We start from the raw sequence: 17,573 nt of genomic DNA on the forward strand, positions 1-17,573 counted from the left end.
AGTTTGCTCCTTCTGTCTTCAACAAAATCAGGGTCACTCGAAAGGAGAACCAGCATTGTGAATTATGATACGACGACTTCATCCGAACTGCCGGGTATAAACTCAGTGCCCAAACCGCGGGACAAGCAGCGCAAGAAGCTCGCCATCCGCTTAAGAGGAATTAAGCCTTATCTGTATCTGCTGCCGGTCCTTCTGTCCCTGGGCTTTTGGATATATAGGCCGCTCATCGAGACCTTCCAGCTCAGCTTCTATCAGTGGAATCTGCTCCCTACCTCACCAAAGGAGTATGTGGGCTGGGACAATTTCAAAAATCTTTTTACACTGCCGGAAATGGGAGCGGCGCTGACCAACACGCTCATCTATACCATTGGTGTTGTACCGTTTTCCTTGATTGTACCTTTGTTTATCGCGATTTTTACCGAAAATATCAGCAAGCGCTCGCGTAATGTGTACCGGGCCCTCATCTTCCTGCCCATGATTATGGCTCCTGTTGCCGTATCCTCTATTTGGCGATGGATTATGCATCCGACCAATGGCATCCTGAACCGCACGCTGCAGTATTTTGGACTCGAAGAACCGATCCACTTTTTCACCGATGAGCGGTGGGCCATTTACTCTATCATTTTTATTACTGGCTGGAAGCTTATCGGGTTCAGCACGCTTATCTTCTCTGCTGCCTTAACCGGCATTAACAAGGAATATTATGAAGCTGCCAAAATAGATCGTGCCAGCCGCTGGCAGATGATTCGTCATATTACGCTGCCGCTTCTATCACCCTCCATTCTGTTCATGGGCATGCTCAGCATCTTGTTTGCCTCCGAGTGGAGCTTCTCTTATGTCAATGTGCTCACTCAAGGCGGACCGCTGGATTCTACGACGAATATCTATTATTTACTGTGGCAATACGGCTTCCAGACATTTGCGGTAGGCTGGAGCTCTGCAGCCGCTGTCGTGCTCTTCATCGGTTTCGGGCTGATTGCTCTCGGATTCATGAAGCTGAGTAAGAAGCTGACGTTCTTTGACGACTAGGAGGGAAATCATGAGTCTGAAAAAATGGACCTTTACCGCTTTTTTTAAGCATGCACTTCTCATCGCGCTCTGTTTCTTATCCGTATTTCCTTTGTACTGGATGATCAATACATCACTTAAGCCCGAAGGAGAAGTGTTCTCTTCCGCACTATGGCCGACCCATTGGACACTGGACAATTATGTACAGGCTTGGAGTTCGATCCCGATGATGCGGATGATCAGTAATTCCCTGCTGGTAGCGATCGCACAGACGGTGGCTCAGGTGCTTACCAGCATTCTTGCTGCTTATGCGTTTACCCGATGGAGTTTTCGCGGGAGTAATCTGATATATGGGTTGATTGCACTGACATGGCTTGTTCCGTTTCAAGTCATTATGATTCCAAACTATGTGGTCATCAGTGAGATGGGCTGGAGAGATACATTGATGGGACTCATTGTACCGAATGTCGCTTCCGCTTTTGCGGTGATGCAGCTCTACAATGCCTTCAAAGCATTCCCCAAAACGCTGATAGAAGCTGCTCGTCTCGACGGAGCATCGGATTGGTCCGTGCTATGGAGAACGATATTCCCGAATTTAAAAGCCTCCATTGCTTCGATCAGCATCCTGCTGTTTATTACCGCATGGAATGATTATTTCTGGCCGCTGCTGGTGACAAATAAAATGGAAAACTCAACCATGCAGAAGGGGCTGCAGATGTTCATGTCTTCTGATGCAAACATGTGGGGGCCGCTGATGGCGGCAACGACGATAGCGAGCCTGCCGGTGCTTATCATTTATCTGGTGCTGCAAAGACAGATTATTGATTCGTTTGTAAAGGGCGGGTTGAGATAGAGGAGCTAGTCGTTAGTCTCGTAAATGCTGAGGACGGGAGAAGTCCAAGCATTTTGCCGGCTGCTTATATAATATAGAAGAGAGGGAGTGACTTTCACAAGAAAAAAGGGTGAGTGGACCTTGAGCGTACAGGATTTGAAAAAGAATTATGATCTTATCGTAAGTTTAGGTATTTCCTGTGCGCCTGCAATTCAGTTGAGACGGCACAATCTAAGGAGAATATCCTTGCCGCTCGACTGGATGATATCCACGAGGCTGTCCGATGTGAACAGACTATTGCAGCATCGATATCAAGGCTTTATGGAGATGAACAATTTGCAAGTGCTGGAAGATACTCATATTATGCTGGAGGACGGAAATCCGGTATTTCATGATCGGGGAGGGCTCGTAGAGTCCTACATGATTAAGGATACTTTGTACAACATCATTTCAGTTCATGATTTTCCCCTTGTTCCTGGTCAACATTGGTCAGTGCTCTATCCGGAATATAAAGAGAAACTGCAAAGGCGAATTCAGCGTTTCTATGATAAACTGGCAGGCAGCTCCTCCACTTTGTTTATCCGATGGTCCGCGAGTTATGAGGAGACTTTTCATTTACGTGCGATTTTGTCCCAGCTGACCTTAAGTGAGTTTCGCATATTGGTGTTGAATCCGGTAGAGGGACAGTATGGCATAACTGATGCCGGTTGGAATTTGGATCGGGTCTGTTCCCTGAACGTTCCTCCCGACATGAATGCCCTGGCGACCTGGGATGAACTTCTTGCAGGAATGACAATTAGTGAAGGCTAAAGGGGAGAACATAACAGGTTGCCGGATCCGATTTTTTGCCAATCATTACATTAAATTTTGGTATAATTTGAATAGCTTCATGTTCACGACGAATGGATGACGGTTTGTTTTCTGTTCGTTTTTTTATGGGGAGAACGAGCTGTCTATTAGACGGAGTAAAGGAGAGTTACATATCGCAGCAATCAGAGACTGTATAGAAGCGGGAACACGAGTGGAATTTACTATTAAAAGGCGGATACCAGGTGAGCTGGAGGGATCGCAGCTTCACTTTAAGTATTTTCGGAAGCATCAGCTTAAATATGAGCTTGATCGACTCGGTTGGACTAATATGACCATTCGAAATTATATCGAAGTAACCTCTGGGTTTCCTTTAGAGATTTTAAATGGTTTACGATTAAACCAAATGTATACATCGTTCGAGAGGGATCTCTATCAGCTAAGCTGGCAGGAAACCCCTTCTGAAGGAGTTTACGTGTTAAATTTCTATGGTGCGAAGCAGGACTTCTGTATTCATGCAACTGCAGATGAGATCAGGAGCTTTGGGCATGATCTTCAGCTGGAGTGGGAAGAAGCCCCATTAGCATAGGTTATAACAACCTTCAAGAAGACAACACTAAATTCACAAAAATAAAGCTGATCTCTAGTGAGACCAGCTTAAGAGAATTAGTATCGAATTTGAGCTCTGGTTTTTTTCATCCCGATCAGCCATCCGACAATACCCAGCACTAAAATGCCAGCAAGCACTACGATTTGCTGTGATGGGCTGAAGTTAAAATACGAGGTGAGTGTGTTCTGGACTGCGCGTCCCCCGATGATGATCAGGTAGGTCACAAGCCAGCCGCAAGCGGCGCCCAAGAGTGTCCAGTTCAGAACACGATCCGACAAGGTTGATTGGATCAAAATATACCCCGCTATGATCGCAATAATAGGCAGGTAATTGAATACTTGCGATGGAGCAAGTGTCATCAGCAGCGAATAGAGCCATAAGCCGGCTGCACCTCCAAACCATATTCCACGTATATTTATCTTGTTATAAATGATCACAAACAAAATAAAGATAACAAGCGTAACTGCCGGAAATAAGTAAATACCGGCAAGTGCTGCCGATAGACCCGGGAAGCTGCCAGGACCTGCAGCAGGCAACGAGCTGTAATAGAATACGTCCATTAATTGATATACACATAAATAGAGTGCGAGAGCAGTAACAATACTTCCAAGTAACGAGTAAATAATCTTCATGCTGAATATCCTCCGCAATTTCCCTTTATACATTTTAGTTTGACGCGCTTATCTTAAATAGGTTTCTTTCTCCTATCCATTTAATTCAAGCAATAGATATATTATATGTATCCCGTTCTGACCTGCATAAACATATTTTTCCTGATGAATAGGTAAATAAAGGGGCTAACACTCCCCTCCATGTCTTTAGACGCTTTTTCATGAGCAGGATGTTCTCGAATGCTTGGGAATGAAGGTTCTTCATTTTCTTCGTGAAGTGTAAATATACCCAGCATGATCCCGAACCTTGGAACTAACGGCTTCAGCAAACAGTCTAAATGAATGAACTAGTTAAATTTGGATGACGATGTTCCAGAATTTTGATATTGTAGAGGAAGCTTTTACTTTAAAAACCTAGTATTTTCTATATAAGGATTAGCATGACTTGCCCTTATGAGTCCGTAATTTGGGGTTTATGCAGCTTTCTCTATATACATAAATTCCGTATCAGCCCATTAAATGAGCATTAATCACGCATGTATGCAACAAATGGAGCATAACCTGCGTCTGTAAAGATACAAGGAGAGGGGGATCCTTTGTGGTAGAGCAGGGACTCATCAGAGCCGCTCAATCAGGCGATCGCGACGCTCTAATTACCCTATTGCGAGAAATCGAACAGCACGTCTACAAAACGGCATACTACATTTTAAATAATGAGCAGGATGCACTAGACGCTGCCCAAGAAGCGCTCATTCGCATTTACACCAAGATTGATTCGTACGAAGAAAAAGCACAGTTCAAAACCTGGGTGCAGCGTATAGTTACTAATATTTGTATAGATAAATTTAGAAGAACCAAACCGACCGTTTCCATTGATGAGCATGAAATGATATTTGAAGACAGGCAGGATGTCGAGCATGAGGTGATGCTGACTTATGTAACGAAGGATGTCCAGTCCGCGATTAATCAGCTATCTGAGCATCACAGGGCCGTGATCGTATTAAGGTATTTGCAGGACCTCTCTTATAACGAGATTGCAGATTGTCTCGATCTGCCGTTAAATACAGTGAAATCCTATTTATTTAGAGCCAGACAGCAGCTGCAAAATCTATTACAGGAGTACCAGAAAGGTGGTGTAACGTAGATGAAATGCCAAGAGGTGGTGGAAAGTATGCACCGATATATCGATAATGATCTGAACGATCAGGAAAAAGAGCAGATTTTTGCGCATATGAAGACTTGTCCGAGCTGTTCCGAGAAATTTCAAATATTAAAAGCATTGTCGCGGGATTTAGAAGCATTACCTGATGTAGCCCCGCCATTCAGCTTGGTAGATCGAATTATGCCGCAGCTTGATGCAATAGATCGTGCGAAGAAGGAACAGGGAAGTGCTCTTCAAGAGATGAAGAAGGAGCCTGAGCTGACTGTATTACCAGGCCGTCCGTCGACCAAGGCTTCAAAGGGATGGATAAAATCCCGTGTAGGTCGTATGATCATGGGTACTGTAGCAGCGGCGGTTATTCTCGGTGTTGCTGTATATAATTATGAACCGCAGCAATTGGATCAGGCCGAAGTGGACTCCCATCTGATGAGTGAAACGGAACAGGAATCCGATCCTACTAGCGGGAGCGGGGGCGTCGCTTCTCAGTCGGAAGAAGCAGATGCAAGCTTGAAGCTGAAGGGAGCCGATACGGAGACCGAGGCAGCGGGTACGGATCAGGAAGAGACCGAATCTGATCAGATGGATACAGCTAGAGCAGAAGAAGTACCGTCACCATCCAATTCAGGAGACAACCATGCTCAAGACACTGAAACCGCTCTTCCTAATACTGACGGGGAAGCTGCTCCAAGCAAAGAGGAAGATCCATCTTCTCCTACCCCTGGCTCAGGTAAAGGGTCAGGCAATAGTAATGGGGGAAGTCAATCCGAATCACCGTCAAAGTCGACTACGGATCATAAACCGGCCCCAAGCTCAAGCAGCTCACCATCATCAGAGCCTAACACAGGCGGTCAAACGGGTAGTGCACAGGGGTCAGAGAATCATGCTAAAGGGCAAAGCGATACGAGTGGGCAGAGCTCTGCTGGAGAGCAGGGATCCACGGATGCCGGCACGTTCAGTATCCAGTCCAATTCATCATCGGAGAAGAGCAGTGCATCAGATGCAAGTGAGCTTCCAAGCAGCGGCGATGAATCAGGGATTCAGAGCCAGGGCTTTAGAAGCTTGGATCTTCCAAGCCTGGTTATGACGATATCTCCTAATTGGCTCTCACCTGACGGTAAGTATCTCGTTGAAGTCAAAGATACGAAGCTTAACGTATATCAGCTGGATGGAGCCAATAAGGAAGAGAAGAAGCTATTGCAAGCCGTTGAGTTAAAGGGAACCTGGGTCAAAGGAAACTGGTCTGAAGATAGTTTGACGTACAGCTATGAGCTAGAGAATGAAGGAAAAACGACACAGCACAGCTATGCTGTACCGGTGAAGTCGGACAGCAGTACGGCAGCTCCATCATCAACGCAAAATAGCAGCACTCCAAGCACTAGCAAAAATACTGAGAATGCTGAACCGAAGAAATAAGACTTGGCCCACACCATTTAAGCAGCATCTGAATAAGTATATGATGATCCATCGTTTCTGATGAGTCGATTAAGTTAGGGAAGGCGTCGTATGACCGCCGGCCGAATGGTTTCTAGAGCCAGTCTTCGGATATCCGGTGTTTATATAGATGCTTGAACAATAGGGACCTGCCGCCTGTTTAGGACAGACGGCAAGGTCCCTTTGTTGTCTTCCTTTTTTTCTGTTAGGATAGTAGGGATGGAGGTGTGTTCGTGAGTGAGTGATGTAAAGGCAGCAGCAAAAGCAATTCGAGGCGGCAGTCCCGCTAGTGTCTATCTGCTGTATGGAACAGAGAAATACCAAATGAAGCAGTTTGCAGATTTAATGAAGGAGCAGCTCATTGAAGAAGCTCATCGTGATTTTGCGATAGCAACATATGACACAGCCGATACACCTATTGAACAAGTGATTGAGGAAGCGGAGACGGTTCCTTTTTTGGTGCCTCGGAAGCTGATCTTTATTCGGGATCATCAGCTGTTTACAGCAGGCAAAGACAACTCCAAGATGGAGCATCGAATGGAGTCACTGACGTCTTATTTGGACAATCCGGCTGAATACAGCATACTTATATTTATGGTCCAGGGTGAGAAGCTGGATGAGCGCAAGAAAATCGTAAAAACGATGAAAAGCAAAGCGACGGTATTATCCTTTGGAGCACTCCAGGGGGATGAACTGATTGGCTGGATTATTAAAAAGGCGGAGTCTCAGAAAGTAGTTATAGAGAAGCCAGCAGCCGATGCGCTTGTTTCTAGAGCAGGGACGAGCCTGCAGACCTTATCTGCTGAAGTAGACAAGCTGTGTCTCTATGCGGGTTCAGGAGGAACGGTTACAGTCTCTGACGTGGAGGCCATGGTAGCGAGAAATACCGAACAGAATATATTCGCCATGATTGAGGAAATCGCTCGATTAAGGCTGAGCAATGCACTTGAAATCTTCTACGAATTATTGAAGCAGAAGGAAGAGCCAATCAAGATTATGGCGCTGATCGCCAGACAATTCCGCATTATACTGCAGGTGAAAGAGCTGGCTTCCCAGAGCTATTCTCAGCAGCAAATTGCAAGTACGCTGGGGCTCCATCCCTATGCGGTCAAGATCGCTGGTGAGCAGTCGAAGAAGTTCCAGGCGGACCGGCTGCGCGTCATTCTGAAGCATCTGGCAGAGCTTGATTATCAGATGAAGACAGGAGCTATTGATAAGGTGCTTGGACTTGAATTGTTTCTGCTGAAGTTAGGGGCCTGATCTGGTAGATTCATCTCCATAATTTGGATATAATAGGATCGATAGGTGTAATGTCTTTTGCCTATACGCTTGTTATGGAATGAGGGCGAACGATGTCAATGGTGATATCACCGTATATTTATTTGGATGGACAGTGTGCTGAAGCAATTCCTTTTTACGAGAAGGTTCTGCAGGCGAAGAATCTGGGTGTTCAGACGTATGGTGAGCTTCCGAATTCAACTGAACCCATGCCGGAGCATTTGAAGAACCGGGTATTGCATGGAGCGCTGGAAATGGACGGGAACAAAATTTTGTTCTCTGATTCCATGTATGGACAGCCCTTTACTTTAGGCGATCAGGTTACCATTGCCATTACGACTACCGAGCTGGATCGGTTGAAGGGCATCTACGAGGGACTTGCTGACGGAGGGAAAGTGCTGATGGAACTTCAGTCTACCTTCTTCAGTCCTCTGTACGGCATGGTTCGTGACAAGTACGGAATTACGTGGCAGCTCAGCGGCGAGGCTTAACTTAACTTGACATTCACATGAAAAAAAGAAACTAAAAAATCCTGATCAGCCGGGCTGGTCAGGATTTTTGCTTAGTCATTATAAGAAACGCAGTCTTATGCGTTAGCAGTAAGAGCGTTCAATTTTTTAGCCAAGCGGGATTTTTTACGGGCTGCAGCATTTTTATGAACAAGACCTTTAGATACAGCTTTGTCCAATTTTTTGGAAGCAGCTTGAATCGCAGCTTTAGCTGTTTCAACTTCGTTCGTAGTCAGCGCTTGGTCAGCAGCTTTAACAGCTGTACGCAGTGCAGACTTCTGGGAAGCGTTCAGCGCACGACGTTTATCGTTAGTTTTAACGCGTTTCACAGCGGATTTGATGTTTGGCATTACATTCACCTCCTGTTAAGGCAATACTTATGAAATACAAAACGTTTCACAACTTAAAATATTCTAGCACGAGCACCCTCAAAAAGCAACAATAACATATGTGATGTTCTTGTGAAAATAGAGGATCAACTGGCAATTTTGCATAAAAAAGATCTTGTTCGGCGCACACTACGATAAACTTGTTACTTACTGAGGGAGGAACTACACAGCATGACACTAGATCTGCAAAAGTATGGCGTACGCACCGATCTTGCTATCGAAGCCCGCGAGCTTGCCGGAGTACAAGAGATGTCTGGCATCCAGGAGGACGTGGAGCAGTTAGGTGATGTCAAAGTAACTCGGCTTGATGTATTAAATGAACAAGGAGCACAGCGCTTGGGACGGATTATGGGACATTATGTAACTCTTGAAGTGCCCAAGCTCCGGAATGGAGACACGACTCTGCAAGAGCAGGTTACTGCCGTATTTACCAAAGAGATGGAAGATTTCATCGCGAAGATTGGCATTAACAAGCAATCGAAGGTATTTATCGTCGGACTAGGAAACTGGAATGTGACACCCGATTCTCTGGGACCCATTGTTGTAGAAAATACGCTCGTTACACGGCAATACTTCGAGCTGATGCCAGATCAGGTATCCCCTGGTTACCGCGAAGTCAGCGCCATAGCACCAGGTGTTCTAGGCCTTACAGGTATTGAATCCAGTGAGACGATCCAGGGAATTGTAGAGCTGACCAAGCCGGACCTGATCATCGCCATCGATTCGCTCGCCTCCCGTTCGCTTGAAAGGGTGAACACGACTATACAGGTTGCGGACATCGGCATTCATCCGGGCTCGGGTATCGGGAACAAGCGCAAAGGGATTACGAAGGAAATTATGGGCGTGCCTTGTATTGCCATCGGTGTGCCAACGGTGTGCTACGCCTCAACGATTGTTAATACCACCTTTGAACTCATGCAGGCTCACTTCAACAAGCAAACAGATGCAGGCAGCCAGATTCTCGGGGTGCTGAATGAGATCAGTGAGCAGGAAAGACTCGGTCTCGTAAAAGAAGTGCTTGATCCGCTTGGACATGATTTGATTGTGACCCCAAAGGAAATTGACGAATTTATCGAAGATATCGCAAATATTATCGCAAGCGGCCTGAATGCCGCCTTGCATGACGCTGTGAAGCTGGAGAATGTAGCGTCCTATACACATTAAGCAGCGTCATACACAGCTAGATACTTGGCAAAGTGCTGACAGCAAAGCTAAAGCTCCATCTGAACAAGAAGGCCGAATCTATCGGTCTTCTTTTTTTGCTATTTTCCGGTTCTACTTCTTCTTGAGAGTTCATAGTTTTGAAATATGAGAGATTACAAGACTCAAGCTGAATGGCTCGCGGAGGTGGAATAATCCCATTATGAATAAGATCCAAACCTGGAATGTTTCGAGAATGAGAGCACGAGTTCTTCGTATTTTGGCGACAGGGCGTGCACTATTGCTGCTTATACTGGTGTCTGCTTTATTTTTTGTTCTGCTTGGTTTGTCAGGGATGGCAGAGAGAAGACTGAATACTTCACCAGTCTCCTCCATGCAGGGCTTTGCCGGATCGATATCAAGCGGAATATTTATGGATGTGCTGGGTATGGAGATTCCGCATTTGGCCCAGGGCAAGCAGCAATCAACCTTAACTTCTGAACAGGTAACGTCCTTTGTGTTTGAACTGCTGACAGGTGTAGATCCGTTGAACCCCAAGAGCCTGATTGCAAGTCAGATTCCCGGTATGGCAAGCAATAAGCCGGTATTGCTGAGAAGCGGATCAGGTAATGAGATGGCGGAAGCTCCGCAGGATTATCAGCCGGACCCCGGTTTTGTCGCTTCTTCTGTTGAAGGAAGGGATGAAGAGACAGCCCCTGAACCAACAGAGAACGATACAGAGGAAGAATTGCCATCAGCAGAAGAAGATCCTCCGACGGAGGTGCCTGGTGAAGTCATTGATGAGCAAGATCCGGAGGAAGCTCTCAAAAAAACAGTACTCATCTATCATTCGCATCCACATGAAGCTTATAATCCCCTGCTCGGCACGGACAGCACGAATCCTTCGTCCGGTAAAGCCAGTGCTAATGTGTTCAGGGTAGGTTCCTTTGTCAGCAAACAGCTTGAGAAGCAGGGGGTAGGTGCGGTTCACGCACAGGAAGACTATGTAACCACTCAGGAGGACTATAACTGGAACTATTCCTATAAATATTCAAGAGAAACCGTGAAGTCTGCAATGGCGGAGAATGATGAGCTGACGTATCTGATTGACATTCATCGCGACTCTCAGCGTAAGAGCAAGACAACGGCGAAGATTGATGGAGTCACTTATGCCAAAGTGTATTTCATCATCGGTCATGACAACCCTAACTGGGAGAAAAATGAGGCTTACGCTGCACAGCTGCACAAGAAAATGGAGAAGAGGTATCCCGGAGTATCGAGAGGCGTATGGGGCAAGGACGGCGGGGGAGGAAATAACGGCGAGTATAACCAGTCCTTGTCGGATAACAGTATTTTGGTTGAAATCGGCGGCATCGATAACACGGAAGAGGAGCTGAAGCGCACATCGGAAGCTCTGGCAGATATCATTGCTGAAGTGTACATGGAAGATCAGAATGTGGAGAAGGCGAGCACTGACGATTCCTCATCGGCAAACAAAGGATAAGTGAGCTATGAATGGATTCAGGCAAATAGGCTCCAAGGGGCAAATTTGATATTGGGGGAAGAATAATGGCCGCATTTGGAAAAAGGCTGATTATATTCGCAATTCTGCTCATTCTGGGAATGCTGATGGGAATGCAGATCGCGGGTAGTGGGTTTTCAATTGAGGAGCAGCAAGGTCAGGGTGTGGCCCTGCAGCAGCAACTGCAGCAGGAATATCAGCAGGAACAGGCTGCACAGTCCGGTGATTTGGAGCAGACGGTATCTGCTTCCCTGCCTGAAGCACAGCCTCAGATTGTCACACCGAGGGATGTACTTACTACAGAGCCTGCTAAAGCTTCTGCCGTTGATGTCCTTGCCGAAAAAACAGCCGGTCTGCTCCAGCAGGTATCGCAGAGCGGCATCCGCTGGGTCGTTTCCCTTTTTAACGGTGTAACGGAATAGCTGATCCAAATATTGAAGGCTGTACCTCTAACTGCTATAATGAGATGATTGACATTAGGCTGTTTGTGGGGGTAAGGCATGACAGACATTCAGGCAAGACAAAAGAAAATTAGAAATTTCAGTATCATTGCACATATAGACCACGGTAAGTCTACATTGGCAGACCGTATTCTGGAGTATACCGGTGCGCTGACATCACGCGAGATGCAGGAGCAGGTGCTTGACCAAATGGAGCTGGAGCGTGAGCGCGGAATTACGATCAAGCTTCAGGCCGTACGTTTGACGTACAAGGCTGATAACGGTGAAGAGTACATCCTGAACCTGATTGATACGCCGGGACACGTCGATTTTACGTATGAGGTATCCCGAAGTCTGGCCGCCTGTGAAGGTGCGCTGCTGGTGGTGGATGCTGCTCAGGGGATCGAAGCTCAGACGCTTGCGAACGTGTACCTTGCGCTCGATAACGATCTTGAGATTTTGCCGGTTATTAACAAAATCGATCTCCCAAGCGCAGATCCTGAACGTGTGAAGCAGGAGATTGAGGATGTTATCGGTCTGGATGCCAGTGAAGCTGTACTTGCTTCCGCCAAAGCAGGCATCGGGATTAAAGAAATTTTGGAGCAGGTTGTAACAGGCGTGCCTGCACCTACAGGTGATCCGGACAATCCGCTGAAGGCACTTATTTTTGATTCACACTATGACCCTTATAAAGGAGTTATTGTATACATTCGTGTTGTCGACGGGAAGATCAAGGCCGGCTCGAAGATCAAGATGATGGCGACGAACAAATCGTTTGAAGTTATCGAGGTCGGTGCGTTCATGCCGCGAATGACGATTGTGGACGAGCTGAACGTCGGCGATGTAGGCTTTGTCGTAGCCGGGATCAAGCATGTCGGCGACACCCGGGTCGGGGATACGATTACCGATGCGAAGAATCCGACTCTGGAACCGCTGCCGGGTTATCGTAAGATTAATCCAATGGTATACTGCGGACTCTATCCGATTGATACGTCCGATTACAATGACCTGCGTGAGGCGCTAGAGAAGCTGCAGCTGAACGATGCTTCACTGAGCTTTGAGCCGGAGACATCCAGTGCGCTTGGCTTTGGATTCCGCTGCGGATTCCTTGGACTTCTACACATGGATGTTATTCAGGAACGGATTGAACGTGAATTTAATATCCCGCTCATTACTACAGCGCCAAGCGTTATTTACCGTGTTAACCTGACGAACGGAGAAGTTCTGGAGATCGACAACCCGTCGAACTACCCGGAGGTTGGACGGATTGATAACGTAGAGGAGCCATACGTCAAAGCTGACATCATCGTACCGAATGATTATGTTGGAACGGTAATGGAGCTGTGTCAGACCAAGCGCGGAGAATATTTGAATATGGAATATATCGATTCCAACCGGGTAACGATTACCTATGATATTCCCCTTGCCGAGATTGTATACGACTTCTTTGACCAGCTGAAGTCCAGCACGAAGGGCTATGCCTCTTATGACTACGAGATTTCTGGCTATCGCCAGTCCAATCTGGTGAAGATGGATATTTTGCTGAATGGTGAGCAGGTCGATGCACTCTCCTTCATCGTACACCGCGAGCGTGCGTATCATCGCGGCCGGATCATTTGCGAGAAGCTGCGTGAGCTGATTCCACGACAAATGTTCGAGGTGCCGATCCAGGCTTCTGTAGGAACGAAGGTTGTTGCCCGCGAAACCATTAAGGCGATGCGTAAGAACGTACTCTCCAAATGTTACGGCGGTGACATCTCGCGTAAGCGGAAGCTGCTAGAGAAGCAAAAAGAAGGTAAGAAGCGGATGAAGCAAGTAGGTAATGTAGAGGTGCCGCAGGAAGCATTTATGGCGGTACTGAAGATTGACGATAATTAATGTACAGAATAAGGGAAGCCGTATCGGCTTTCCTTTTTTCTTCATTAACGATACAATGGCTTCTTGTAAGCGATGAATGATCATGCATATTTTTGCAGGTTGAATCAATTTCATAGCAACTAAAGGTATTATGAAATTGATTCTATTAACTTATATTAGAGGGGGTATACCCGCATGACAGCAGAGATGCCGAAATTGATTAACAACGCACCCGAAGCGGTGTATATTCATATTCCCTTTTGCACCAATAAATGTTTCTACTGTGATTTTAATTCCTATGTGCTGAAGGATCAGCCGGTAATGAAATATTTAGAAGCACTCGAGCGGGAGATGGAATATACCGTCAAGAAGACACCACCAGGTGAGATTAAAACCATTTTTGTTGGCGGAGGCACACCGACCGTATTGAAGCCGGATGAGATGGATTACTTTCTGAGATCGGTTCGGACTTACTTCCCAGACTGGGCAGATGATATCGAATTCTCTATGGAGGCGAATCCAGGGACAACGGATCTGGAGAAGCTGTCCGTAATGAAAGAGGGAGGCGTTAACCGGGTCAGCTTCGGGGTACAGGCTTTTCAGAATGAGCTGCTGACCGGCATCGGCCGTATTCATAATACAGATGATGTATATCGCAGCCTGGAAAATGCGCGCAAAGCGGGCCTGACCAATTTATCTATTGATTTGATGTTCGGTTTGCCAAACCAGACGGTTGATATGCTCTCGGAGAGTGTGAATAGAGCGCTGGAGCTTGATCTGCCTCACTACTCGATCTATGGACTTAAGGTAGAAGAGAATACACTCTTCCATACCTTGTTCCAGAAGAATCAGCTGCCTCTTCCGGATGAAGATCATGAGCTGCAGATGTATAAGCATTTGATGCAGAGAATGAAGGATGCCGGATATATTCAATATGAGATCAGCAATTTTGCGAAGCCTGGAATGCAAAGCCGTCATAACATGACGTATTGGAGAAATGAAGATTACTACGGACTCGGTGCCGGAGCACATGGATATGTGGGACGTGAACGCCACATGAATGTCAAAGGTGTGAATCCTTATATAGAGAAGGCAGAACAAGGTCTTCCGAGACTCGAAACGGCTCAGATCACAAGAGAAGAGGCGATGGAAGACTTCATGATGGTGGGGCTGCGTATGCTGGATGGGGTATCGAGCAGCCGCTTTGAAGCACAATTCGGTGAACAAATCGAAGACATATTTGCTGGACCGCTGCATAAAATGGTGCATGCAGGTCTCCTTGATGCCACAGGTGACGGATACCGTTTGAGCAGTCAGGGAGTCCTGTACGGGAATGAAGTTTTTGCTGAATTTATTGGTGCGCTGACCGTTAAATAATCGCTTGAACTTTTATACGCTCTGATGTATATTTATACACATGTTACTTTTTGTCAGGGCGTAAGGAGGAGAGGCGGTCATGGCTGCGGTTTGCAGAAAGGCATCTCATGAGGATGTCGAGACATTGTACGAGATGATCAAGGGTTATGCAGAGAGAGGGATTATGCTCCCTCGTTCAAGAGACGTCCTGTATAGGCAGATTGATCTCTTCGTCGTCGCAGAAGTCGATGGAAATGTAGTGGGATGCGGTTCTTTATGCAAGCTGGGCAAGGATCTGGTCGAGATCCGGTCTCTAGGCATATCCGATGGTCATAAAGGGCAGGGGATCGGGTCGCTGCTTCTGGACAAGCTGGTTGAAGAGGCAAGAGAACAGGAAATTCCGAAGGTCATGGCACTAACCTACGAAGTATCCTTCTTTGTGAAGAATGGATTCTCCGTTGTAAATAAAGAGATTTTTCCGGAAAAAGTATGGACCGATTGCGTGAACTGCAGTAAGCAGCATGCATGTGATGAAATCGCAGTTCTTAAGATACTGAACTGACTTGACAATGCTCAGGTCAGTTTGGTATTTTTGTATTACTGGTTAGCACTCGTCTGTTGTGAGTGCTAATGATGATAACATCTTTTAGGGAGGGAGACACGTATGTTAACCGAGCGTCAAAGACTGATACTGAATGCTATTGTTGATGATTATATCCGTTCGGCAGAACCCGTTGGATCCCGCAGCATTTCGAAGAGAGGTGATGTCGGCTATAGTCCGGCAACGATTCGTAACGAGATGGCCGACCTGGAGGACATGGGATATTTGGAACAGCCGCATACTTCGGCGGGCCGAATCCCTTCACATAAAGGGTACAGGTATTATGTAGACCATCTGGTTCCTTTCAAGTTTACCGAGACATCGGAGCTCAAGGAGCTCAAATTGCTGCTCGCTGAGAAATTAAACGCGATGGAGCAGGTTATACAGCATACCTCCACCATTTTGTCGCATATGACGAACTATACTTCCATCCTGCTTGGACCGGAAGTTTTTCATACGTCGCTCCGTCATTTTCAACTGCTCCCGCTTGGAGAGAATATGGCCGTGGCGATCATAGTAACGAGCACAGGTCAGGTAGAGAATAAGACGGTCAGCTTGCCGGCAAATGTTTCGTTGTCTGAGATGGAGAGAGTCGTTAATCTGCTGAATACGAGGCTCGTAGGAGTACCTCTGTATAAACTGAAGACCAGACTATATTCAGAGATCGCCAAGGAAATGGAGCGAAATGTTTCTGAGTACGAGGCGTTCATGAAAATATTGGATACTGCCTTTGATGGGGAGCCTGATCATCGATTGTATCTCAGCGGCACGACGAATATGCTGTCCCAGCCGGAATTCAAGGATGTCGACAAGGTCAAGGATATTTTTGATTTACTTGAAGAGACATCGACCATAATGAAGATTATGACACCTTCTATTGGAGGTACCGGAGTACAGGTGAAGATCGGAACCGAGAACGATCATGAGGCTTTTGCTAATTGCAGTCTTATTACCGCCTCCTATTCAGTTGAAGGGGAAGCACTGGGTACGATTGGAATCTTGGGGCCAACAAGAATGGAATATGGCAAAGTGATCAGCATCTTGAACATGCTGTCTAAGAATTTGACCACCATGCTGACACATCGTTATAAATAAATAGATCCATCCATATAATCCACTGCCCATCAAGGACAAGGATCATGTTAAAGTTTAAGATAGGCGGTTTAAGCTTAATAATGAATTCCAGGTGCAACAAAGGGCTGGACCTTATGAATGTTGAATGATACTTAAGGGAACGTTTGGAACAGGAAGTTTTAGCTAAGTATAAGTTCTGTTTAAGGAGGTGAACATCTTGAAAGATGAACAAACAATAGAGAATACAGAAGAGAACACTCCGCAGGAGGACGTGGTGAATGAGGCTGCACAAGCCGAGTCCACTGAAGCGCAGGAAGCAGCCGTGAACGATACGGAAACTGCCGGTGCTGAGACTCTTGCTTCTACTGAAGAATTAGACAGACTGAAGGCACTTGCTGAAGAGAATGAGAAGCGCTACTTGCGTGCCCAGGCTGATTTTGATAACTTCCGCCGCCGTACTCAGAAGGAGAAGGAAGATCTGGCGAAATATGCATCGATGAAGCTGATTACAGAGCTAGTGCCTGTAATTGATAACTTCGAGCGTGCCATTGCGACAGCTCCGGCGAACACCGAATCCGATTCCTTTGCCAAGGGCGTAGGGATGATCTTCCGTCAGCTGGAAAGCGTGCTTCAGGCTGAAGGTCTTACAGCGATGCAAACCGTTGGTGAGGCGTTTAACCCTGAATTCCATCAAGCGATCATGCAAGTTGAGAGCGACGAGCATGAAGAAGGCGTTGTTGTGGAAGAGGTACAGAAAGGGTACATGCTGAAAGACAAGGTACTCCGTCCTGCGATGGTTAAGGTAAGTATGTAACGTAAGGATTTTGCATAATAACTCGAAGAACTTTTTGTTCATACCGAATTGTGCATAAATTCCGAACATAAGGAACACTACGTTTTTTCTACATGATATCAAATGAATTTAGAACAGGCCTTGTGCCTTGCA

General features: G+C 46.4%; 18 protein-coding genes. 16 read left to right on the plus strand and 2 right to left on the minus strand.

Features of this window, described 5'->3' with window-relative positions; all coding sequences use genetic code 11:
- The first annotated feature begins 57 nt into the window (after positions 1–57).
- The 4 genes from TCA2_RS06485 (at position 58) to TCA2_RS06500 (ending at position 3,236) form a co-directional block, all read left to right on the plus strand.
- The gene (locus TCA2_RS06485; RefSeq protein ID WP_202964130.1) at positions 58–1,029 is read left to right on the plus strand and encodes a carbohydrate ABC transporter permease; all 972 of its coding nucleotides are present in this window, start codon (positions 58–60) and stop codon (positions 1,027–1,029) included.
- 10 nt (positions 1,030–1,039) lie between these two features.
- A complete protein-coding gene (locus TCA2_RS06490) occupies positions 1,040–1,861 on the plus strand; it encodes a carbohydrate ABC transporter permease (protein WP_047910786.1) in 822 nt (273 codons plus the stop codon).
- 87 nt (positions 1,862–1,948) lie between these two features.
- Positions 1,949–2,650 carry a DUF1796 family putative cysteine peptidase gene (locus TCA2_RS06495; protein WP_238546313.1) on the plus strand — a complete coding sequence of 234 codons (702 nt, stop codon included), beginning with the start codon at positions 1,949–1,951 and terminating at the stop codon, positions 2,648–2,650.
- 211 nt (positions 2,651–2,861) lie between these two features.
- Positions 2,862–3,236 (plus strand): hypothetical protein, encoded by a 375-nt coding sequence (locus tag TCA2_RS06500; protein ID WP_238546314.1) that lies wholly within the window; start codon positions 2,862–2,864, stop codon positions 3,234–3,236.
- Between the two features lie 77 nt (positions 3,237–3,313).
- On the opposite strand, the gene TCA2_RS06505 is transcribed toward TCA2_RS06500, so the two are convergent.
- Positions 3,314–3,889, minus strand: coding sequence for a hypothetical protein (locus tag TCA2_RS06505; protein WP_047910789.1), 576 nt, complete (start codon positions 3,887–3,889; stop codon positions 3,314–3,316).
- A 577-nt stretch (positions 3,890–4,466) separates the two neighbouring features.
- Here TCA2_RS06505 and TCA2_RS06510 point away from each other — a divergent pair.
- The 4 genes from TCA2_RS06510 to TCA2_RS06525 all read left to right on the plus strand — a co-directional run bounded on the left by TCA2_RS06510 (position 4,467) and on the right by TCA2_RS06525 (position 8,230).
- Complete coding sequence (locus TCA2_RS06510) at positions 4,467–5,012, plus strand: RNA polymerase sigma factor (protein ID WP_047910790.1); 546 nt, start codon at positions 4,467–4,469, stop codon at positions 5,010–5,012.
- On the plus strand, positions 5,013–6,443 hold the full coding sequence (locus TCA2_RS06515; RefSeq protein WP_047910791.1) for a zf-HC2 domain-containing protein: 1,431 nt from the start codon (positions 5,013–5,015) through the stop codon (positions 6,441–6,443).
- A 255-nt stretch (positions 6,444–6,698) separates the two neighbouring features.
- On the plus strand, positions 6,699–7,721 hold the full coding sequence (gene holA, locus TCA2_RS06520) for a DNA polymerase III subunit delta (protein WP_047910792.1): 1,023 nt from the start codon (positions 6,699–6,701) through the stop codon (positions 7,719–7,721).
- Between the two features lie 92 nt (positions 7,722–7,813).
- Entirely contained in the window at positions 7,814–8,230 is a 417-nt protein-coding gene (locus tag TCA2_RS06525) for a VOC family protein (protein WP_047910793.1), read from the plus strand.
- 95 nt (positions 8,231–8,325) lie between these two features.
- On the opposite strand, the gene rpsT is transcribed toward TCA2_RS06525, so the two are convergent.
- On the minus strand, positions 8,326–8,598 hold the full coding sequence (gene rpsT, locus TCA2_RS06530) for a 30S ribosomal protein S20 (protein WP_047910794.1): 273 nt from the start codon (positions 8,596–8,598) through the stop codon (positions 8,326–8,328).
- A gap of 210 nt (positions 8,599–8,808) precedes the next feature.
- On the opposite strand from rpsT, the gene gpr reads away from it, so the two are divergent.
- From gpr to grpE, 8 genes are all read left to right on the plus strand, one after another.
- Complete coding sequence (gpr, locus tag TCA2_RS06535; RefSeq protein WP_047910795.1) at positions 8,809–9,801, plus strand: GPR endopeptidase; 993 nt, start codon at positions 8,809–8,811, stop codon at positions 9,799–9,801.
- 199 nt (positions 9,802–10,000) lie between these two features.
- The gene (locus tag TCA2_RS06540) at positions 10,001–11,281 is read left to right on the plus strand and encodes a stage II sporulation protein P (protein ID WP_047910796.1); all 1,281 of its coding nucleotides are present in this window, start codon (positions 10,001–10,003) and stop codon (positions 11,279–11,281) included.
- Between the two features lie 65 nt (positions 11,282–11,346).
- Positions 11,347–11,721 (plus strand): hypothetical protein, encoded by a 375-nt coding sequence (locus tag TCA2_RS26080; RefSeq protein ID WP_052511802.1) that lies wholly within the window; start codon positions 11,347–11,349, stop codon positions 11,719–11,721.
- Between the two features lie 78 nt (positions 11,722–11,799).
- Positions 11,800–13,617, plus strand: coding sequence for a translation elongation factor 4 (lepA, locus tag TCA2_RS06550; RefSeq protein WP_047910797.1), 1,818 nt, complete (start codon positions 11,800–11,802; stop codon positions 13,615–13,617).
- Positions 13,618–13,791: 174 nt separating this feature from the next.
- Positions 13,792–14,973, plus strand: a complete 1,182-nt coding sequence (gene hemW, locus TCA2_RS06555; RefSeq protein ID WP_047910798.1) for a radical SAM family heme chaperone HemW — start codon at positions 13,792–13,794, stop codon at positions 14,971–14,973.
- Between the two features lie 79 nt (positions 14,974–15,052).
- Positions 15,053–15,514 carry an N-acetyltransferase gene (locus TCA2_RS06560; RefSeq protein ID WP_047910799.1) on the plus strand — a complete coding sequence of 154 codons (462 nt, stop codon included), beginning with the start codon at positions 15,053–15,055 and terminating at the stop codon, positions 15,512–15,514.
- 102 nt (positions 15,515–15,616) lie between these two features.
- The gene (gene hrcA, locus TCA2_RS06565; protein WP_047910800.1) at positions 15,617–16,648 is read left to right on the plus strand and encodes a heat-inducible transcriptional repressor HrcA; all 1,032 of its coding nucleotides are present in this window, start codon (positions 15,617–15,619) and stop codon (positions 16,646–16,648) included.
- A 196-nt stretch (positions 16,649–16,844) separates the two neighbouring features.
- Positions 16,845–17,441: a nucleotide exchange factor GrpE gene (grpE, locus tag TCA2_RS06570; RefSeq protein ID WP_047910801.1), complete on the plus strand. Its 597-nt coding sequence runs from the start codon at positions 16,845–16,847 to the stop codon at positions 17,439–17,441.
- Positions 17,442–17,573 lie beyond the last annotated feature (132 nt).

Source organism: Paenibacillus sp. TCA20 (assembly GCF_000732325.1).
In the GTDB taxonomy this organism is placed as follows: Bacteria; Bacillota; Bacilli; order Paenibacillales; family Paenibacillaceae; genus Paenibacillus; species Paenibacillus urinalis.

Coding starts and splice junctions, on each gene's coding strand:
- TCA2_RS06490 (WP_047910786.1), top strand. CDS start 1,040: ATGAGTCTGAAAAAATGGACCTTTACCGCTTTTTTTAAGCATGCACTT.
- TCA2_RS06505 (WP_047910789.1), bottom strand. CDS start 3,889: ATGAAGATTATTTACTCGTTACTTGGAAGTATTGTTACTGCTCTCGCA.
- TCA2_RS06515 (WP_047910791.1), top strand. CDS start 5,013: ATGAAATGCCAAGAGGTGGTGGAAAGTATGCACCGATATATCGATAAT.
- TCA2_RS06525 (WP_047910793.1), top strand. CDS start 7,814: ATGTCAATGGTGATATCACCGTATATTTATTTGGATGGACAGTGTGCT.
- rpsT (WP_047910794.1), bottom strand. CDS start 8,598: ATGCCAAACATCAAATCCGCTGTGAAACGCGTTAAAACTAACGATAAA.
- gpr (WP_047910795.1), top strand. CDS start 8,809: ATGACACTAGATCTGCAAAAGTATGGCGTACGCACCGATCTTGCTATC.
- TCA2_RS06540 (WP_047910796.1), top strand. CDS start 10,001: ATGAATAAGATCCAAACCTGGAATGTTTCGAGAATGAGAGCACGAGTT.
- TCA2_RS26080 (WP_052511802.1), top strand. CDS start 11,347: ATGGCCGCATTTGGAAAAAGGCTGATTATATTCGCAATTCTGCTCATT.
- lepA (WP_047910797.1), top strand. CDS start 11,800: ATGACAGACATTCAGGCAAGACAAAAGAAAATTAGAAATTTCAGTATC.
- hemW (WP_047910798.1), top strand. CDS start 13,792: ATGACAGCAGAGATGCCGAAATTGATTAACAACGCACCCGAAGCGGTG.
- TCA2_RS06560 (WP_047910799.1), top strand. CDS start 15,053: ATGGCTGCGGTTTGCAGAAAGGCATCTCATGAGGATGTCGAGACATTG.
- hrcA (WP_047910800.1), top strand. CDS start 15,617: ATGTTAACCGAGCGTCAAAGACTGATACTGAATGCTATTGTTGATGAT.